Source organism: Maribacter sp. Asnod2-G09, assembly GCF_045063795.1.
In the GTDB taxonomy this organism is placed as follows: Bacteria; Bacteroidota; Bacteroidia; order Flavobacteriales; family Flavobacteriaceae; genus Maribacter.
Map to the genome: position 1 here is coordinate 132896 of NZ_JBEFOA010000005.1, position 20046 is coordinate 152941.

The 20046-nt window shown below is 32.4% G+C and carries 21 protein-coding genes; all 21 read left to right on the forward strand.

Annotated elements, in window-relative coordinates; genetic code table 11:
• The 21 genes from ACJJVT_RS12760 (at window position 1) to ACJJVT_RS12860 (ending at window position 20011) form a co-directional block, all read left to right on the forward strand.
• Entirely contained in the window at window positions 1-2172 is a 2172-nt protein-coding gene (locus ACJJVT_RS12760) for an OmpA family protein (protein ID WP_405399161.1), read from the forward strand.
• An 81-nt stretch (window positions 2173-2253) separates the two neighbouring features.
• Entirely contained in the window at window positions 2254-2571 is a 318-nt protein-coding gene (locus tag ACJJVT_RS12765) for a cupin domain-containing protein (protein ID WP_299321144.1), read from the forward strand.
• Window positions 2572-2625: 54 nt separating this feature from the next.
• The gene (locus tag ACJJVT_RS12770) at window positions 2626-3411 is read left to right on the forward strand and encodes an SDR family oxidoreductase (RefSeq protein WP_405399163.1); all 786 of its coding nucleotides are present in this window, start codon (window positions 2626-2628) and stop codon (window positions 3409-3411) included.
• Between the two features lie 188 nt (window positions 3412-3599).
• The gene (locus tag ACJJVT_RS12775; RefSeq protein WP_405399166.1) at window positions 3600-4406 is read left to right on the forward strand and encodes a CPBP family intramembrane glutamic endopeptidase; all 807 of its coding nucleotides are present in this window, start codon (window positions 3600-3602) and stop codon (window positions 4404-4406) included.
• 20 nt (window positions 4407-4426) lie between these two features.
• Window positions 4427-4567 carry a hypothetical protein gene (locus tag ACJJVT_RS12780; protein ID WP_405399168.1) on the forward strand — a complete coding sequence of 47 codons (141 nt, stop codon included), beginning with the start codon at window positions 4427-4429 and terminating at the stop codon, window positions 4565-4567.
• Between the two features lie 27 nt (window positions 4568-4594).
• Window positions 4595-5065: a hypothetical protein gene (locus ACJJVT_RS12785; protein WP_405399170.1), complete on the forward strand. Its 471-nt coding sequence runs from the start codon at window positions 4595-4597 to the stop codon at window positions 5063-5065.
• A 216-nt stretch (window positions 5066-5281) separates the two neighbouring features.
• The gene (locus ACJJVT_RS12790) at window positions 5282-5845 is read left to right on the forward strand and encodes a hypothetical protein (protein WP_405399172.1); all 564 of its coding nucleotides are present in this window, start codon (window positions 5282-5284) and stop codon (window positions 5843-5845) included.
• A 214-nt stretch (window positions 5846-6059) separates the two neighbouring features.
• On the forward strand, window positions 6060-6716 hold the full coding sequence (locus tag ACJJVT_RS12795; RefSeq protein ID WP_405399174.1) for a hypothetical protein: 657 nt from the start codon (window positions 6060-6062) through the stop codon (window positions 6714-6716).
• Between the two features lie 215 nt (window positions 6717-6931).
• Complete coding sequence (locus ACJJVT_RS12800; RefSeq protein WP_405399176.1) at window positions 6932-7696, forward strand: hypothetical protein; 765 nt, start codon at window positions 6932-6934, stop codon at window positions 7694-7696.
• A 290-nt stretch (window positions 7697-7986) separates the two neighbouring features.
• A complete protein-coding gene (locus tag ACJJVT_RS12805) occupies window positions 7987-9204 on the forward strand; it encodes an NADH:flavin oxidoreductase/NADH oxidase family protein (RefSeq protein WP_405399178.1) in 1218 nt (405 codons plus the stop codon).
• Between the two features lie 274 nt (window positions 9205-9478).
• Window positions 9479-10351, forward strand: a complete 873-nt coding sequence (locus ACJJVT_RS12810; RefSeq protein ID WP_405399180.1) for a hypothetical protein — start codon at window positions 9479-9481, stop codon at window positions 10349-10351.
• A gap of 86 nt (window positions 10352-10437) precedes the next feature.
• Window positions 10438-11091, forward strand: a complete 654-nt coding sequence (locus ACJJVT_RS12815; protein WP_405399182.1) for a toxin-antitoxin system YwqK family antitoxin — start codon at window positions 10438-10440, stop codon at window positions 11089-11091.
• 192 nt (window positions 11092-11283) lie between these two features.
• On the forward strand, window positions 11284-12387 hold the full coding sequence (locus ACJJVT_RS12820) for a toxin-antitoxin system YwqK family antitoxin (RefSeq protein ID WP_405399184.1): 1104 nt from the start codon (window positions 11284-11286) through the stop codon (window positions 12385-12387).
• A 138-nt stretch (window positions 12388-12525) separates the two neighbouring features.
• Window positions 12526-13530, forward strand: coding sequence for a hypothetical protein (locus ACJJVT_RS12825; RefSeq protein WP_405399186.1), 1005 nt, complete (start codon window positions 12526-12528; stop codon window positions 13528-13530).
• A gap of 120 nt (window positions 13531-13650) precedes the next feature.
• Window positions 13651-14532: a hypothetical protein gene (locus tag ACJJVT_RS12830; RefSeq protein WP_405399188.1), complete on the forward strand. Its 882-nt coding sequence runs from the start codon at window positions 13651-13653 to the stop codon at window positions 14530-14532.
• Window positions 14533-14747: 215 nt separating this feature from the next.
• Window positions 14748-15737 (forward strand): toxin-antitoxin system YwqK family antitoxin, encoded by a 990-nt coding sequence (locus ACJJVT_RS12835; protein WP_405399190.1) that lies wholly within the window; start codon window positions 14748-14750, stop codon window positions 15735-15737.
• A 100-nt stretch (window positions 15738-15837) separates the two neighbouring features.
• The gene (locus ACJJVT_RS12840; protein WP_405399192.1) at window positions 15838-16908 is read left to right on the forward strand and encodes a fatty acid desaturase family protein; all 1071 of its coding nucleotides are present in this window, start codon (window positions 15838-15840) and stop codon (window positions 16906-16908) included.
• A 134-nt stretch (window positions 16909-17042) separates the two neighbouring features.
• Entirely contained in the window at window positions 17043-17624 is a 582-nt protein-coding gene (locus ACJJVT_RS12845) for a DUF1287 domain-containing protein (protein WP_405399194.1), read from the forward strand.
• Between the two features lie 94 nt (window positions 17625-17718).
• Window positions 17719-18834, forward strand: coding sequence for a suppressor of fused domain protein (locus ACJJVT_RS12850; RefSeq protein ID WP_405399197.1), 1116 nt, complete (start codon window positions 17719-17721; stop codon window positions 18832-18834).
• 41 nt (window positions 18835-18875) lie between these two features.
• Complete coding sequence (locus ACJJVT_RS12855) at window positions 18876-19463, forward strand: hypothetical protein (RefSeq protein ID WP_405399199.1); 588 nt, start codon at window positions 18876-18878, stop codon at window positions 19461-19463.
• Between the two features lie 14 nt (window positions 19464-19477).
• Window positions 19478-20011 carry a TPM domain-containing protein gene (locus tag ACJJVT_RS12860; protein WP_405399201.1) on the forward strand — a complete coding sequence of 178 codons (534 nt, stop codon included), beginning with the start codon at window positions 19478-19480 and terminating at the stop codon, window positions 20009-20011.
• Window positions 20012-20046 lie beyond the last annotated feature (35 nt).

The following is a 20046-nucleotide window of genomic DNA, read 5'->3' on the forward strand; positions in this document are numbered from 1 at the left end:
ATGAAAAACTTACATATTTATATCATCCTATTTTTAGGCATTTTTCAATCCGTCTGGTCACAAGATTTAAAACGTGCCAATGACCTATTTGAAAAGAAATACTATGCAGATGCCATTGCCTTGTACGAAGCCGCATTACCGAGCAATAAAACCAGTTTGGTCGTAAAGAACCTGGCAGATAGCTATTACCACACTTTTGATCTAAATGCATCGGCACGTTGGTACCGTTACCTCATTTCTAATTATGGCGATACGGTAGATGAGCAGTATTATTTTAAGCTGAACCAGTCTTTAAAAGCCATTGGCGAATATGACGAAGCCGCACAGGTATTATTCGATTATTACACCAAAGAAGGCAATTCAGAAAAATTGCAGCAACTAAAACAAGAAAATATATACCTAGAAAATGTAAAAGCAATTGGTGATCGTTTCGCAATTGAAAACAGTAACCTGAATACGACAACATCAGAATTTGGGGCAATGCAGGTAGGTGATGCCATTTGGTACACCGCAGCACATAAAAAATCAACTTCGAAAACATACCGGTGGAACAATCAGCAGTATCTCGATATTTACACGCACCCCATAAATCAAGAACAACTGGGCGATAGTATTAGTCTCAGCCTATCGAGTACTATTAATACAAAACTGCACGAAGGTTCTTTTACAGTATCACCCGACGGAAACACCATGTACTTTACCCGTAACAATTACAACCATGGCAAGCGTAAAACAGATGATCAAAAGGTTTCTAATTTAAAAATATACAGTGCTAGTTTAGTTGACGGCGAATGGGGGAATATTACAGAACTTTCGTTCAATAGCGACGATTATTCTAATGAGCACCCTGCTTTAAATGCAGATGGTACAAAATTATATTTTTCTTCGGATAGACCTGGCGGATTTGGCTCTTTCGACATCTATGAAACAAGCTTACAAACCGACAATTCGTTTAGCACTCCCGTTAATTTAGGTACTATTATCAATACAGATAAGAAGGAGCAATTCCCTTTTATAGCTTCGGATAGTTCTCTTTATTTTTCATCAAACGGACACCCAGGTTTCGGACTTTTAGATGTCTTTGTTTCTGAAAATAAGAATGGAACATTTCAGCATCCAGATAATTTAGGGTTACCAGTAAACAGTGGTTATGATGATTTCTCGTATGTATTGAATACTGAAAATGCATCGGGCTATTTTGCATCGAACAGACCATCTGGTAAAGGAAGTGATGATATCTATAGTTTTAACGTAACCAAAGAATTATCAATTGAAGATTGCGAACAGTTTATTACCGGTATTATTACAGATCGTACCACTACCCTACCATTAGTTAATGCAACAGTAACATTACTTAATGCAGAAAACGAAGTGATAGCCACATGTATTACTAAAGAAAATGGTGCGTTTGACTTTGATATTGTCTGTGAAGCATCCTACGAAGTAAAAGCTGAAAAAAATGGGTATGAAGATAATGCCAAGAACATCCGCAGTACAAAAGAAAGAAATGCCGAACATGATGCATCGATGCCTTTATATTCCATCCTAGAAAAACAAAAAACAGAAGCATTAGCATTGCAAGAAAAGCAAAAAGCTGAAAAACTACGCACCGAACAAATGGCTGCTAAAAAGTTAGAGGCAGATAAAAAAGCCGATCTATTAGCAGAAAAACAACGTATTGAAGAAGCTGAACGTTTAACGCAACAGCGCATTGTCGAGAAAGCAAAAACCGAGAAGGCACTGGCAAAGAAAATAGCCGATGCAATAGCAACAGAAGAAGCTTTAGTAAAAGAGAGCGACCGTACGGTTATACAGACCGAAGAAATACATTTCGATTATAGTTTATGGTATCTAAGAAGAGAGTCTCGCGAACGTTTACAGACTGTTATCGATATCATGAAGAAAAACCCGGGTATGGTCATTGAAATTGGTACCCATACAGATATTCGCGGCAATAAAAGCTATAACAAAGACCTATCTCAAAAACGTGCCGATTCTGCCAAAGATTTCTTGGTTAAAAACGGAATTGAATCTGGTAGAGTGGTTTCAAAAGGGTACGGAGAATCAAAACCTATTGTAGTTTGTGCAACTGAAGAAGCCTGTTCAGAAGAGGATCATGAGTGGAACAGACGCTGCGAATTTGTGGTACTTGATTGGGAATTCGGCAACTAACAGAAAACAACATTTCTAGACGAACAACTATTATAAAATTGCGACAGATTCTAGTATCTTTAGTTCTTAAACTAAAGAATAATGAACTACAACCTTTCTACAATAACCTCTAAAGAGATTATGCCCGGTTTACATGGCAAATTGGTACACTCTGAAAATATGAGTATGGCATTTTGGGATGTAGAAAAAGGCGCCACGGTACCTGAACATGCGCATATGAACGAGCAGATCATGCATGTGATGGAAGGTGATTTTGAATTCACTTTAGATGGAACCACTAAGGTGTACCGCCCAGGTGACATCGTGGTAATTGCTCCGCATTTAAAACATAGTGGTGTTGCCTTGACCCCTTGTAAGTTGTTAGATGTATTTAGCCCAACACGAGAAGAATATCGTTAGCAGTTGGTTGTTAACCTCGGCTTCGCTCAGTTACCTAATCTAAAAATATAAGAAATGAATATATCTTTAAAAAATAAGAAAGCATTAGTTGGTGGTAGTAGCGGTGGTATTGGTAAAGCAATAGCGCAGCAATTGGCAGAAAGCGGTGCCAGTGTAACCTTAATGTCGCACAGCGAAGAGAAATTGCACAACATCGTAAATGACTTGCCTACAGACCAAGGGCAGCAACATCAATACCTTGCAGTAGATTTTAATAATTTTAATGACTACAAAAAGGTTATTACCAAATACTTTGAAAATAACAGTGTCGATATTCTTGTGAATAATACGCAAGGTCCCGCTGCTGGCAGTGCTATAGAAAAACAAGTTGATGACTATCAAACCGCATTTGATTTGCTATTTAAAACCGTGGTCTTTACAACGGAATTGGCTTTGCATTCAATGACAGAGAATAATTGGGGACGTATTATCAATGTAGCTTCGGTCTCTGTAAAAGAACCATTATCATACTTGGCACTATCTAACTCTATTAGAGCTGCCGTGGTCACTTGGGCCAAATCTTTAGCTACCGATGTTGGCAAACATAATATTACAGTAAATAACGTACTCACCGGTTATTTTGACACGGACCGTATTGCGCAGCTTAATGCCAAAAAAGCGGAACAATTAGGTATTGAACAAAGCCAAGTAAGAAAAGAAATGGAATCTAGAGTAGCAGTGCAGCGAATTGGTGACCCAAAAGAATATGGGTATTTAGCAGCTTTCTTGGCATCTGATAACGCCGCTTATATTACAGGAACGAATATTCCTATTGATGGCGGATTATTGAAGTCGCTTTAGTTAAAATAATTTTTACGCCAACAACAAAATTTAAACGTTTACAAACGTATAATATACGGGCAAACACCACTAAGCAACCGTATTCATTGATACTTTGGTAGATTTGATTAAATTACGGGTAAATAAGAAATAAACGTACCTAGGTACGTTTATCCAATTGTTAGCTGTAATTATAAAAAAACATTTTATTGAAAATAACAAAAGCCATTTTATTAACTTTATTGGTAACTGTAATCTATTATATTCCACAAGGAATTTTAGTATTACTTGTAAAATACACAAATTGGGATATCAACCTGTTTAACGCAATGTTTGATATTGTTTGGAGTTTATCAGCTGTAATGGCTTATTTGTTAGTTTTTTATCTATTTTGGAAACCCAAACCACATTATTCCAATGTTCTGGATATTGATGGACTCGACTATAATCTAATCCCTTATTTAATTCTGATTGCAATTGGACTCGGTTTTGTTGGACAACCATTGTGGGATTATAATCGACTAATTGAATATTTTCAAAACGCAAATTTTCAACCATACAATAGGACTTACGGAGAATTAAATTTTGAACCTCTTTATTTTATGCTCGGAACATTAATTATAGCTCCAATATTTGAAGAGCTTTTTTTTAGAAAATTTTTATTTTCAAAACTTCAAGAAAAGTATCAATTAAATCTTGCAATAATCATATCTAGCATATGCTTCTCCGCAATACATTTTGAAACTCCTGGTAATCTTCTACCATCATTTATATTTGGTATAATAAGTTGCTTAATATATTTTAAAACAAAAAAAATAAGCTATTCAATATTACTACACTTTATCAGCAATCTTTGTGTAAGTCTTATTAATACAAGATTTGGAGAACCATTTTTTAACTGGTTAGATGGACTAAAGTATGATTTAGTATACTGGGCAATATTTATTTTTGGTATTTTATTAATAATATTGGGCGTAAAAAAAATAACTACAGCTAACAATACCTATAGCAAATAGAGCATAAAGTGCTAAATTTAATGGCTTGGGCTTATTTACTAAGTCCGCCAAATCTTTTGGATTTGGCAATTAAAGAAGTAAAAATAATTACAAAACAAAAAGCTCTGGCTCGTAGACCAGACGGAAACGAAAAGTTTCCTTGCCTGCCCTACTTGCCATAGCCGCACCGTTAGCTGCAAGCTCAAAAAATGACATTCTTTAACAACAAAAAGCATTTTCTTCACAAACATCTAACTTTTCTTGAACTATATGGCGAAGAAGAAATAAAAGGTGGGTTTACCGACTTGTTAAATCAGCTTGGAATTAAAACTGGTGGGGAAAGTTGGAATATTGACCACTCAACAATTGACTGGACTCAAATTGAAAATCATTTTCAATTCTTCTTTGACTATGATAAAAATGAAAAAGAAATAAAGTCTTGGCTAAAAAAAAGTCCTTTATCCAGTTATGACACTATGTTGACATGGATTTCATTTGATGACCCGATAGTTCGAATTAAAACCAGCGATTTTATTGAAAATTGGGAAGAATTCAATATCGCAACTGGTGGGCAGGGGCTTATTTTGACAACGGAAGACGGAAAGTACTTTTTGGAATTTACTGACGATTGGAAATTTCACTTGAAAAGTAACTTTGAAATAAAGCCGGAACAGCAATAAAAAAAGCCAGCAGCTAACAATAGCTAAACGTAATGCGGACTTTAGGGCAAAACCGAAAGGTCTGTGTATATTTATAGAGTCGCTAAATCTTATGGATTTAGCTTTAGAATAGAAAAAATAAATCAAAACAATAAGCTTTAGCTTCGTGCGTAGACGGAAACGAAAAGTTTCCTTACTACCGCACTACGCTTAGCCTAGCCGTTGTAAAACATTAAAATGAAACGATATTATTCAATATTATTCTTTATATCAATAAGCTTGATTTCTTGTTTTGATAATAAACAGAAAAAAGATTCTAAAATTGGAGATACTTTAGAAAAAGTAACTTCAGAAATAAAAAATGAAAAGTATTCTGAACTATTTAATGTAGAGTTAGTTGGGTTAACTATTGACTCCGAGAACACAGAAAAATATATTATTGATTTTTCATCATATTGTATGTGTGACTCTCCTTCAATTTTGTTAAAACAAGGTAAGGCATATTTATTCCCATACTGTAGAGAGAATACAGATTCCTTACCTCCTTTTTCAAAAAGTAAGTTCTACACCTACGATATTCTCAAAAAAGAAGAAGTGAATAATGGTATATCAATTGACCTAAGCAATGATATTGGGAAAGAATTGAATCTACTTTTTATAAAAACGGACAATAAAATAGTATACAAACTTAAAATAGTTGGTGAATTTCCGCATAGTTATATTGGAGCTAGAGTGACTGATTATTTCACTTTTAAAGAAGATGAGTTTGAATTTGAAGATTGTGGAGACTTTGATGGATAAAACGTTTTACAACAATGGCTATAGTTAATACGGGATTTGGTGCTTAATTCAAAGTATAGAGTTTTTAACCTAGTCCGCCAAATCTTTTGATTTGGCTTTAAATAAAAAAGATAAAATAAAATAAAAAGTTTTGGCTAAGTGCTTAATCGAAAGTTCACTACTTTCAATCCCCGTACTAACCATTGCCTAAGCGTAGCCGTTGTAAAATATTGAAATGAAAACAGTAATTCCTGGTATAATAGTAGTCTTATTTATGTTATTTTCTTGTGATTTTAGGACTCAAAAAACAACAGAATCAAATCATAAGAAAAATGAGAATATAAATGACTCATTTTCTAACAGTAAGGAATCAATTAATAATATACAAACAAGCGACTCAGTTTTAACGAACAGGGATAAGCAAAATTATGGAATCGTTGATGATTTATTTAATCAGAAATTAATAGGAATGGTCATATATGATGAAAACGAAACCGATCCTTATAAGAAATATGTATTTGATTTTTCAAATGCTTGTTACGGATCTGATTTGGCAAGTCTGACGATTGACAAAGGAAATAATAAATTGTTTATATACAGTTATTGGAATTCATTTCCTCCAGAAAACAAATCAGATTACATATCCCTAAATATTACTGATTACAAACTGATTAAACATGGGGTTTCAATTGTTTTGGCATCTGGGGTTAAATTACTATTCACTAAACACAAAGAGGTTCCGCTCTATAACTTGTCCATAGTAGGTAAATTGGACATGAAAGCGACTAAAGACCCGAATGGGGGAGTCTTTAAAATAAACTCAATCTTTATTACAGAATCTAATATGAAAGAGTTCCCTGCTGACTATGATTGTGGTGATTTTGAAGGTTAATTTCAAAATAAACATTTTACAACACGGTATAAAAAACATATGGCGTTTGTGCTTAACCGAAAGGTCTGTGAATACTATCAAAGTCCGGTAAATATAAAATTTGGCATCTAAGAGAAAAAATAAAAGCAAAATATTTATATTTTGCTAGGCAATAAACCGAAACGAAAGTGCTTATCTCCTGCCCTACGTTTCTTATACTGAACGGTGGCAACAATATGAAAAAAGCTCAAATATACATAGTATTATTATTGATTACTACTTTAAGCTGTAAAGACAAAGTATCTGAAAAACTAAAAAATATAGCTCTAGTTGAACCGAAAACTGAACTTATTACAGAAATTAACACCTTAGATAATCTTGAAGAACAAAAAAAGAAAGAAGGTGATAATAAGTTAGATTTAACTTTCTCCCCTATTGACTCAACTCAATATTTCGATTACAAAAAAAAATATTCTAATGATGTTACAATTGATTCGTTAATAATTAATAAGGAAAATAGTTTTTTTACACTTTCTATAAAAAATACAGAAAAAAAATTTAGTTGTGGAATTGATTTTAATAATTGCACTTATTATAAAGGCTACTTAAATTCATTAAATAAATATGTTTTGACCTATTGCGGAGTACTTTATTGTGGAACATCTCTATTGGATAAAAATACAGGCATTCAAAACTACTTAGAAAGCCCATTCGATACGGAATGTGAAACTCCTTCTCTATCCAAAGACAAAAACAAATTAATATCATATTCATCTTCTGTCTTCGATAAAGAATCGTTTATCGGATTATATAAAAAAAATACAGAAACTCAAGAAATAGACTTTGAAAATTATGAGACTTTCAATACTTCTGATTGGAGAATTAATGAAATTATTTGGGTTGACGATAATTTTATTGCTTTAAAAATTTATGATAAATATGGAGGTATAACAGGAGATAAATTAATGAATGTTAGATATTTAAAAAGTAAAATTGAATAAACACTGTTGCCAACAAACAATGGCTATAATTAATACGGGTTTTGGTGCTTAACCCAAGGTTTAGAGCTTTTAACCAAGTCCGCCAAATCTTTTGATTTGGCTTTAAAAATGAAAAGATAAAACAAAATAAAAAGATTTGGCTAAGTGCTTAATCGAAAGTTCACTACTTTTAATTCCACCACTCATCACAGCCGTGCCGTCAAAAAAAACCTCGCCATACTCAATAAATTCAAATTGAATCATACTATTATAAATTAAATTTTATTTAAAACACTGTTACAACTAATCCTATGAATGTATTACAGGAAGAAATGATTTTACCAAATGGAGTAATCTTAAGTAATAGGATTGCTAAATCAGCAATGAGTGAAAATTTATCTAATAAGCATCATGAGCCAACATCTATTCTGATAAATACATATAAAACATGGGCAAAAAGTGGTGCCGGATTATTGATTACTGGAAACATTATGATTGATTCCAGGGCAATTGGAGAACCAAGAAATGTAGTTGTTGAAAATAGAAAAAACATTACAGTTCTTAAACAGTGGGCTGAAAGTGTAAAAGGTACAAATACGCATTTGTGGGCTCAAATAAACCATCCTGGCAGACAAGCTATGGAACAAATTAACAGTAGTTTAAAAGCTCCTTCTGCCGTAGCTCTAAAAACTGGTGGAAGAAAGAAAACGACAAAAAAAGTACCTGAGGTTTTAAGTGAAAGTGAGATTCTAGAAATCATTGAAGATTTTGCAAATACATCTATCATTTTAAAAGAAGCAGGCTTTTCAGGTATTCAAATTCATGGTGCTCATGGGTATTTAGTTAGTCAGTTTTTATCGCCCTATACAAACATTAGAAAAGATAAATGGGGTGGTACTTTAGAGAATAGGTCCAGGTTTGTCGTTGAAGTTTATAGAAAAATTAGAGAACGGGTAGGACCTAATTTTCCTGTTGGAATTAAATTGAACTCTACGGACTTTCAAAAAGGCGGATTTTCAGAAGAAGAATCAATGGAAGTTGTTAAAATTCTTTCAAAAGAAGGTATTGATCTAATAGAAATATCAGGAGGAACCTATGAAGCACCGGCAATGATGGGAAAACGCAAAGAAAGTACCGTTAAAAGAGAAGCTTATTTTATGGATTATATTGATAAAGTGAGGCAAATTACAAGTACTCCCTTAATGTTAACAGGAGGATTTCGTACTACCGCTGTAATGCAAGATGCCATTGCTTCTAACCAATTAGATATTATTGGTATTGCCAGGCCTTTTGCGATATTTCCTAATATTGGAAATGAAATATTCAACGAAAGCCAAGCTAATTTTGCAACAAATATTAAAAAAACAGGAGTAAAAGCAATTGATGGAATGATGAATATTGTATGGTATGAGTCTCAAATAAAACGAATAGGTCAAGGTAAAAAACCTAACCCTAAATTAAGTGGTTGGTCTGTCTTTTTTAACTACTTATGGCTAATAATAGAGCAAAAACTAATAAGCAAAACATAATTGCTAGTGGCTATCAAAGAGCTGAGGTAAAAAACAAATAAATTCTTCTTAAACCTGAGTGAATGCTATTCTAGGCTCATAGATTCTAAAATCAGGTTCTATGAGCTTTTTATATTCCACCTATTCTCTATTTATCTACATAAAAGCGAAAAATAAGTTACATCATAAGGGTTACCAGGTTTTATAATAGCAAAGACTGCCTAATATACTATGTAATATCTTTTTATACGATACGTTTCATATAATGACCCCGTACTATCATATAAAAAAGCATATGAAAAAAATAGTATTAATTACATTTCTGATTATCTCTAAAAGTATTTTTAGCCAAGATAGTATTAGTCAAATTCCCGAATCTTGTTTGTATTATTTTTATGACTTCACGCTTAGCAAAAACGATGAATCAATGCAAATAAGGTACCCTGAAGAAACTGGATTCATTTCAGGCAAAGAGCCCTATAGCAGTTATTATTTAAAAAATAAATCTATTCCGTATGATGTGTCCAATGGTAATCAACTAGATGCGGAGTTCTATAATGAAGAGTTGAAAAAATTTATTAGTCTTGAATTAGTAGATGAACATATTAAAGATTTCAGAATACCTAACAAGTATGAGATTACCAATAAATCAAATATAAAAATCAATGCATTTGGTGAATTTTATTTACCAATAGATAATAAAAAAGATTCTATACATTTTAAAGACACGCCAATTGAAGCTTACACAACTACTTACAGTTGCGTAGGAGAAATGGAATATTTTGATTCTTACCTTATATCAGAATTTTTTGAGCAACCCGCTTATTTTTTAATAAACAGAAAAGATGGTTCTAAAAGATATATGTCATCTGGTCTTCCTAATTACTCACCCAGCGGTATGATCTTTATAGATATGTTCACTAATACGGCAACCTATCAACATAATGAGTCTACAGTTTTGAGTTTTAGCAAAAAAAATGAAAACAACAAAGTAGAGCAAATGTCAAGTGTTAGTTTCAAAAGTTGGGCCGTATCATCAAACCCCGAAGATTATTTTTGGATTTCAGAAAATGAAATTGTTTTTAAAGTATTTCCTATTAGAAAATACATATTTGAACCAAATCTGAATGCATTGAAATCGCAATATTTGAAAATGAAAATACTGTAGTATACTGGGTAAAAAATTTAGGTTGATCTCTTAATAAAACACTTGAGCTAAATCATTAGCAAACATTAATAAATGAAAATCTATTCATGAAAAATATATCAATCTTTTTATTATACTTTTTGATTTTAAATACTTTGACCGCTCAAGAACAGAAGACATACCATCCAAATGGTCAGTTAAAAGAAGTTGGCGAATATGAAAACGGAACACAAGTGGGCATATGGAAAGCTTATTCTGACAATGGTGTATTGAGCGTACATGCGGAATTTGAAAATGGAAAGCCAACAAATGAATGGAAGTTCTATCATTATAGCGGAGAATTAAAAGAAGTTGGTTCATTCAATAACGGAATGAAAATTGGCGAATGGAAGAGTTATTATGATAATGGAAATTTAAAAGAAATTGGAGAATTTAAAGACGGAAAAATTCAAGGTAAATGGAACGTATTTTATAGAGACGGAATTTTAAAAGAGGTTGGAAATTATGATAATGGCAAACCAATAGGAAAATGGAAAGATTATCATAACAATGGAAAATTGAAGAGTATTGGAAAGTATATAAACGGAAAGACTTCTGGAAAATGGAAAGGTTATTTTGATAATGGAAAATTATCTTCAGTTGGTACATATGATGATGGAAAAAGAACAGGAAAGTGGGTGTTATATAATAAAAATGGAGAAATTAAAGAAATTGCAACATTTGAAAACGGAGTAATGATAGAAAGTTCTGAGAGCAAATAACCTCGGCTGCTCTCTACTAAATGGAATTTTATACAACACAACTAATTGCATTCAAAATCGTTAGCTAATATAAAATTAAACCATAACTATAAAATTATAAATTTTATATAAAGACCAAATTTCTAAAAAGAGATTATACAATTCAACCAAAAGAACGTGCAAACCATTTAAAATTATCAAAAAAAACCAATTATGAGATTACAAATTATTATTGTTTTTCTGTTACTAGCATCAAATATAAAAGCCCAAGAAACATACCTTATGTGGAGTGATGTTGAAAACCAACGTTTTGGCAAAGAAACCCTATTTAAATCTGAAGGTAAATTTTTAAACGGAAGCTATAAACTAGCCGAAAATAGCGGAGCTTATACTGACGTTACGTTTAAAAATGGAAAGATGATAGGCGTTAAAAAAGATTATGATTTTTCTGGTAATATTGAACAAGAGATGAACTTTGATCAAAAAGGAAAAGCAAATGGAAAAAGTATTTCTTATTATTCTAATGGTAAAATAAACGAAGAATTCAATTATAAGAACGGCTTAAAAGATGGCGAGTGGAAAACCTATAATAAAAAAGGTGAACCAATTAGAATCGAAATTTACAAAAACGATTCAAAAGAAGGAAAATGGGTCTCTAATTTAAGAGACGCAGCTAATGGTGTAATTTTAATAGAAACAAGTTATTACAAAGCCAACGAGCCAACTGGTGCATGGTCTCAAAAAACGGAAGATGATAGGTTAATTTGGGAGAAAACCTATACAGCCCCTAAAGACTATACGAAAAAAGAATACCATACTAATGAGAAGGTCGCAGTTTTAGAAACATACAAGAATAATAAATTAGATGGTGTTTCTAAATATTATAATCCTTCAGGCATTATACTCAGTGAAAAACAATTTATTGAAGGTTATTTAAAATCTGAAATAGCATTTTACGAAAATGGAAATAAAAAAGAAATTGTAAATTCTAAAGACGGCTATAAAGATGGTTTGTTTCAAGAATATTCAGAAACAGGTCAACTTACTATTGATGGACAATATAAAATAGGATATAAGGCAGGCGAATGGAAATATTACAATGATGATGATATGCTAGATAGAACATTCACTTTCGCAGATGGTCATAAAAACGGTATAGGCAAAACTTATAACGAAGCCGGTACTGTAGAAAGCGAAGGTATGTATGCCAATGATGAAAAAACAGGCTTATGGAAATTCTATAAGCTTAACGGTAAAGTTTCTAAAGAAATAGAATACAAAAACGATAAAGTAATTTCTGAAAAAAAATATAATTAAGCTATAGTCATAAAATGGCTATTTAGATACTTAGCATCTTTACTAATTTCTATTCGGTTATTCTTTATTAAATAAACTTATAACCGACTATAAAATGCGTTGTGGGCTATTAACAAACACTTCTTATAATTATATAAAATGATCAAAAAAATTAGTCTTATAGTTTTAATCTTATTTGGTATACATCAAAATTTAATTGGACAATATACCAGCGATACCATTATTAAAGATTTTAATAATGACAAAATTGTTGATACGCTTATCGATTTTAGAGAAATGGGAAGTGCTTGTGCCGGTAGAACCGTATCAATAATCGATGGCAAAACGAAAGAGAAATTTGCACTTAACAACGACGGTTGTTATTCTAGTTATACTAATATAATTAAAGTACCTAAAAACCTAAATCTAAAAAAGAACAGTCTTTTTTTAGCCGCCATAAAAGATAGGTCATTACCTAATAAAAGAGAACATATTGACAGCTCTTTAAAATGGTTACTGAGTGGAAATTCAAATGTACAAATACTAGAATCTCATCCTTATTTTGATATTATTGCCAACCCTAAAACCGCTTGGCAGCCAAATATTTTAGAGATCCCTGATTCTTATTATATCGACAGCTTTGAATATTCTTTACAATCAGAAGACTTTAAAAATAAAAACCCTACGCTAACTGAAAAAAATCAAGAATATATAGCCTATTACACGGGTCATCAAATCATAAAATTAGACAGCTTAACCCCTGTTGCTCAAAACGATACCTATAAAATATTTAAGACAGCACATACTGTTTTTGTCAAAAAAGGAGATACTTACAATTGGGCATTTATATCAGATGATCTTGTTACAGGCGCACCAGATAGACGTAGCTGGCCTTCTATAAATCAGGTGCAATTAATAGATAAGTATCTAATAATTCATCATGATGTTCCTCCTGTTAATGGCTATTTCATTGAAATTATAAATATCGAGACACAGAAAATTGGTCACTTAAAGTTTGATCCGTCACAAAATAATGGAACTGACGAACGTGGTATGAGAACTTTTAAGATAACAAATGATCTATTGCTATTTACTGAATATGCTGAAGAAGAAGTAATAAAAATACCTTTAAAACAATTATTTGAATCTTTAGATAAATCTTAACTCCATTTAAAATTACCAAAGCTATATATTAAACGAGAAGTAATCTTACTATCAAAATCTGTATATACTAATGGATTTTGAAATGATATAAAATCAAAATCAGCTTACACATACCACTGAATGAAAAATTACGCTACCAAATTCAAACACATTGTTCCAACTTTTCTTTTTGTTGTGGTAGCATCAACACTGATTCTTTTACTTTTTAGGTGGGTCTTTACCATCAACACATACATCTTACATATTAAAGAAGATATTTTTGATATGTGGGTACCTATTATTTTCCCTTGGATACCAATAACGATTTGGCTTACACCAAAACTTAAAGTCCTTAAATTTAATAGGAAAGGTAGCGATGCTCCTCTTCTATTTAAATTTATTGCCTGGGCTACCATGACTGTAATGATGATGATTTCAAACAGTTATTTGAAAACCGCAACTGGTAGTTTGGCAGAAATAAATACTCTTGAAGAGGCTTTTAACCCTAATGCCAGCTATTTAAAAATCAATGATTTTGAGGTTGATAGAGACTATGGAAGTTCACATACAGAATTTAGAACAAGCGGAAAATACGGTCGAAAATTGAATTTCGACACCTATTTTGTGTATCCTTTAAAAGTGGAGAATGCAGAAAATAAGTTCAAATATTGGTATGGCGTAGAAATGCATGAACAAATAAGTAAAACACTAGAACCAGAAGTAAAGGAAGAAAAGTATCAGATATTTATTAAGCAAGCTGTTGAAGATTTTAAAAACTATAAATTCTATGAAGCTGACTATTTTGAAATAGTGCCTCATTCTATTGACAAAGACGGGTTTATTGATGCAATAAAGCGTCAAGAAAATATATCAGATATTCAACCAGTTATAATTAGACCGAAAAAAGGATTGTACACTAATAAAAATGGACATAAACTTGGATGGATTTTTGGATCGTTCGCAATCGGTTTTTCTATTTTCCTATTTGTACTAAAGTTTCCTGTTTACAGTGCAAAAAAATGATATTGAAACCATATCATACAACTATACATGTACCAAATTACCTGTATATAAATCTTAGTCAGTTCTATTTAAAACGTATTAATTCTAGCGAATAGTACGGGAAAAATGAAAAGTAAATAACCTCGTGGCAAGTCCTGCCAGGCATTGAATTGAAAACATAATTAATACTTCGACCCAAGCGTCAGAGCATTTAAATCTTGATTAACTAGTAAAAAATGAAAAAAATAGTCATATTAACTTTAGTATTAATTACCTCAATTGGTGTGTTTGCCCAAAGGAAAGATATTACCTATTACGATAATGGTCAGGTTCGCAGGCAAGGCCAATATGACATAAAAAATCAGAAAACCGGCGAATGGAAATCATTTCACAAAAACGGGCAGTTGTCCTCAGTTGGAACATATGAGAACGATAAGCAAACTGGAGAATGGATAGACTATTTGTCAAACAAAACCTTATCTGGTATAGAATCTTGGGCAAAAGGACGACGAAATGGTGAATCGAAAAAATATAGACATGATGGTATACTAATAAAAATAGGCATGTATACCGATGGTAATAAAAATGGGAAATGGAAATATTACCATTCTGAAGATCAACTATCAAAATTAGAAAATTATATAAACGGACAAAAAATAGGCGAATGGAAAGAATTTCATGAAAATGGACAACTCTTATATATTGGAACTTATGAAAAACCCGATAAGGCAGAAGGAGAATGGAAATGGTATGAAGATGATGGACAGTTAGAAGCAATCGGAGTATATAGAAACGGTCTTAAAATTGATGAATGGAAATCATATTACAAAAACGGACAACTCGCGAGTTCAGAATTCTACGAGAATGGAAAGCTAAGCGGAGCATCAAAACGCTATAAAACAAATGGTGAATTGTGGATAATTGGAAAATATTTGAATGGAGGTAAAACAGGAGAATGGAGATGGTACCACAACAACGGAAAATTAAAAACGATTGGCACCTATATTGAGAATAAAAGTATTGGGGAATGGAAAAGTTTCTACGAAAATGGACAATTAAAGAAAATTGGAAGTTATAACGACAACGGTGAACGAACTGGTAAATTTAAAGCCTATCACGAAAATGGAGAACTAGAAAGTAAAGGCAAATACCATGATGGAAATGAAATTGGCATGTGGAAGTATTACAACTTAAAGGGGACGCTTATAAAAACGACAAAATTTTAAAACCATTCTGATAAAAACCCGCATATTCAATTGTTACTAGTTCAAATAATTATTGATTTACATTAACCTTAGCTAAACGTTTTAGGAAATTAATATACAGATGAAAATTAAGTTCAAACCTTCACATTCTACTTTTTTTAAGGAGCTAAACTCAAATATTTCTGTCATACTAACCGACGAAGTAATTGATAAAAGTAAATGGGTTTTAAAAGCAAAATTCTTCTTTTACTTTTTAACCTTTCTAGGGCTTTATGCATTTCTATTTACCGATGTAGTAGCTAATTCATTTTCGCTGCTAATAACAACATATTCGCTAATTGGTCTTTCAGGAATATTACTAGCCTTTAATGCATCGCACGATGCTGTACATGACACTTTATTTACGAATAAGAAGTATAATGCTATAACTCATTTTTTAATATTTAATCTACAAGGGGTGAATGCAACTTTGTGGAAAAAACGACACCTTTCTTCGCATCATTTATTCCCTAATGTAGATGGCTGTGATGCCGATATAGATAACAACTCGTTCATTCGTTTATCGAACTCACACACCCTAAAAAAGATTCATAAGTTCCAGCATTTTTATGCTCCGCTTTTGTACTGCCTATACACGCTGCATTGGATCTTTGTTAAAGATTTTATCTACATCTCTAAAAAAGAGGTGGCTAATATGAAAGACTTGGTGTATTCAAAAAAGTTTATTGCAGCCGTAATTCTTTTGAAACTACTTTATCTAGTATATATAATAGTGATTCCGTATTACTTTTTAGAGGTAGAACTAGCTAAAATCTTAATCTCATTTTTTATAATGCATGGGGTAATTTCAATATTTTTTGTGCTAACATTAATTATATCTCATTTGACTACCGAAACTAGTTTTCCAAAGCATGATGAAAACGGATTTTTACCTACCTGCTATCACGAACACCAACTTTCTGTATCGCTTGACTACCACCCTACCAGTAAATTTGCGAACTTTATTTTTGGTGGTTTTAACTCTCATGCTGCGCATCATTTGTTCCCGAAATTACCACATACCTTGTATACTATAATAACACCAGAAATACAAAAAGCAGCGGTAAAGTTCTCTATGCCCTACAATGAATTAAGCATCATAAATGCAATTTATTCTCACTTTAAGTATTTAAAGAAATTAGGTGGTAACTAAACCCGCTTGCACTACTCCGCTCCTTTTCAATCAATTGAAAATTAGTTACTTTCTTATAACCGAATAAAGAAAAAAACCGAATGACAATGCCGAGCTACTGCTGTACATTTCTTATATTCAGAGTATTTATAACTATGAAAAAATCACTATTCATACTTTTACTATTCAGTCTCAACCTTTGTTTTTCTCAAACAATAATTAAACAAACCGATTTGGCTAATTGTGCACTTGAATTAACTGAACAACAGGTAACGTATGACCCAAGTTACTTTTCTATTGATTACCCAAACGGAGATGTACCCAATGACAAAGGTGTTTGTACAGATGTTGTAATTCGTGCCTACAGAAAAGTTGGAGTTGACTTACAGAAAGAAGTTCATGTAGATATGAAATCTAACTTTAATGTGTATCCGAAAATATGGGGACTAAAAACTACTGACCGAAATATTGATCATCGTAGAGTGCCTAACTTGATGACCTTTTTCAAAAGAGAAGGTGCGGAAAAACCGATTTCTAACAACCCAAATCATTATTTACCTGGCGATATAGTTTGTTGGAATCTAGGAGGCGCAATAACTCATATTGGTATTGTAGTCGATAAAAAATCAAAGGACGGAAAGCGCAATTTAATCGTGCACAATATTGGAGGCGGCCAAGTTTTATCAGATTGTCTCTTTGACTATAAAATCATCGGTCATTATCGTTATAACAAGTAAAATCATAATTTAATGGCTGTATACGAACAGTATATAACAGTCTTTTACACACCATGTTTCATACACCAATTGTCAAATTTAATTAAAAAACAAAATGGGTTTTCTGAAAAAAAAATCATCATCTAAAGAAACTGAAATACAAGAAGCAGAAGTACTTATAGAACAACAATCACCTACTTGCCCCATAACCGCTATTGTAGAACAAGATAATAGAACGATATATTTTTATTTATGGGGTGCTGAGGGGTCTAACTTCGGTGTTAAGTCTTCTTGGGTAAGAAATCTAAAAAAAGCTCCTCAACAGCTAGAAACAGCATTAATGGAGCAAGGGGTGCCACCAATGCAGACAGAAGAATTTTGTATACACCCTAATGGTTCAGAAAAACTGAACAAAGATAATCTTAGTATCATCTGGTTAGAAGAAGGTGATGGCGCTGCGCTTTTATCGAACGGTGAAGTTATTTCGATCATAGCAAGTTGGGCAGGTCAAAACGGATTTAACGGATACTCAAAAGAAGCAAAAGGTCAAGGTGATTTTGCTTGGGAGCTTTCTGACGATAATGCCTTATATGATCGAGTTCATGCATCAAAAGAATTTTGGGACGCTTGGGATTTAGAACAAAGCCCTTTCAATATACTACAGCCGAAAATACTTGATACGTACGATGAAATCTTTGGCGAACAAGATAACTACTTCGCTATAGACGGTAATGAATGGCCACCAAAAGGTCTTTATTTGAAGAAAGGAGAATCAAAAACGGTATTTGCTACAGTAGGTCTTTCTCTAATACCAATGCCAGTAGTTGAAATGTATACCGAAAACCGTTTCGATGCTAATAGAATAGAATTTGGCTTTCTTATTAATTCACCAATTACAGACGAGGCAGTGCAACAAATTGGAGGATGGATGAGTGCCCAAACTACTATACCCTGGCACAATATTACTTTTTTGGGAGAAGGGCATACCATTGAATTTATGTCTTTAAATTCAAGTAAACTGAACTTTGTTCTTCTAACCAGTCAACTTAACATCTTACCTGAACCCAATATTGAAAAGTATAGAAACTCAATAACAAATTTTCTATGGATGGTACCAATATCCGAAAAAGAAAGACAGCATATTATTGATAATGGTAGTGAAACAATAATCGAAAAATTAAATGAAATCGGGGAAGAAGTTTTTTCTTTAGATCGCGCCGAAGTGATATAAAGTTTGAGATTCAGCCAAAAATATCGATACGTCAGAAAACTATGAGTGAACTCATACATACAATAGGTATTCATCATTTATGCATTAGGCATAATGAAATTGAATTGATTGCCAATACACTAGAATTATCAGATACAGAAGAACTAATTTTTGATAAAGAACATAATTGGAGTTCGCTGTATAAAGATGCTAGCGAATTTTTAATAATAGAGTCAAATACGGAATGGACATACGTGGTATTCAATATTTGGGACTTTGATGTAATAAAATTAATAACTCAGAAATTATCTAAAAATCTTAAAACAGAAGTCAATTATTTTTTCATTGATCCTTGGGTAAATACCACAAGATGGATTAATTCTGAAGACGGGAAAATTAATAGAAGTCATTGGCAAGAAGACGAAACTATATTTGAAGACTATGGTTCGCTCTCTCTTGAGCAAGAATTAATAAACAAACCTATTTCATCTACTATCAAAGAAATTGAAGAAATAGATATTTTTTGGGATGACACCGCAAAATTATATTGGAAACTAAGTAATACACTGTCGCCATCAATTGCTAGCTTGAATGAAGGGAAAACATATGATGCGATTAAAGGTTTATCAGCCATTAAGCCCAACCGTTAATAAACGTTACATAAATGAAAATCGCAACTACAATATTCATCCTTTTTTTGACTATAAATTTTCTTTCTTGTAAAGGAAATGCACGAGAATGGGAGACAACTGAAAAGAAAATTGAGATTTCAAAAACGACAAAAGGTACTTTACCTGAATCAATCGGAATTATAAATGATTACGGTATAGTCTTTACAGAACCTCAACGTGCCGAATTATCAAAAATACTTTATGATTACGATATTGAAACAACGAGACAAATTGTTGTAGTAACTATTGACAGCATAAAACCTTATGACAACATTCACAGATACGCAACAGATCTAGGTCAAAATTGGGGAGTAGGAACTGCCGAAAAGAATAACGGATTAACAATAGTTCTTTGTAAACCTTGCAGGCAAATAGGCATTGCAACCGGTTACGGTACCGAATTAGTTTTAACCGATGAAATATGTAAAAATGTAATTGAAGAAAAAATAATACCCGAATTTAAAAATGATGAATTTTATCTCGGTATTAAAAAAGGCGTATTAGCATTAATAGAAAAGTGGAAATAAGTTTTATAAACACTACTACTGATAAAAGCATTTTG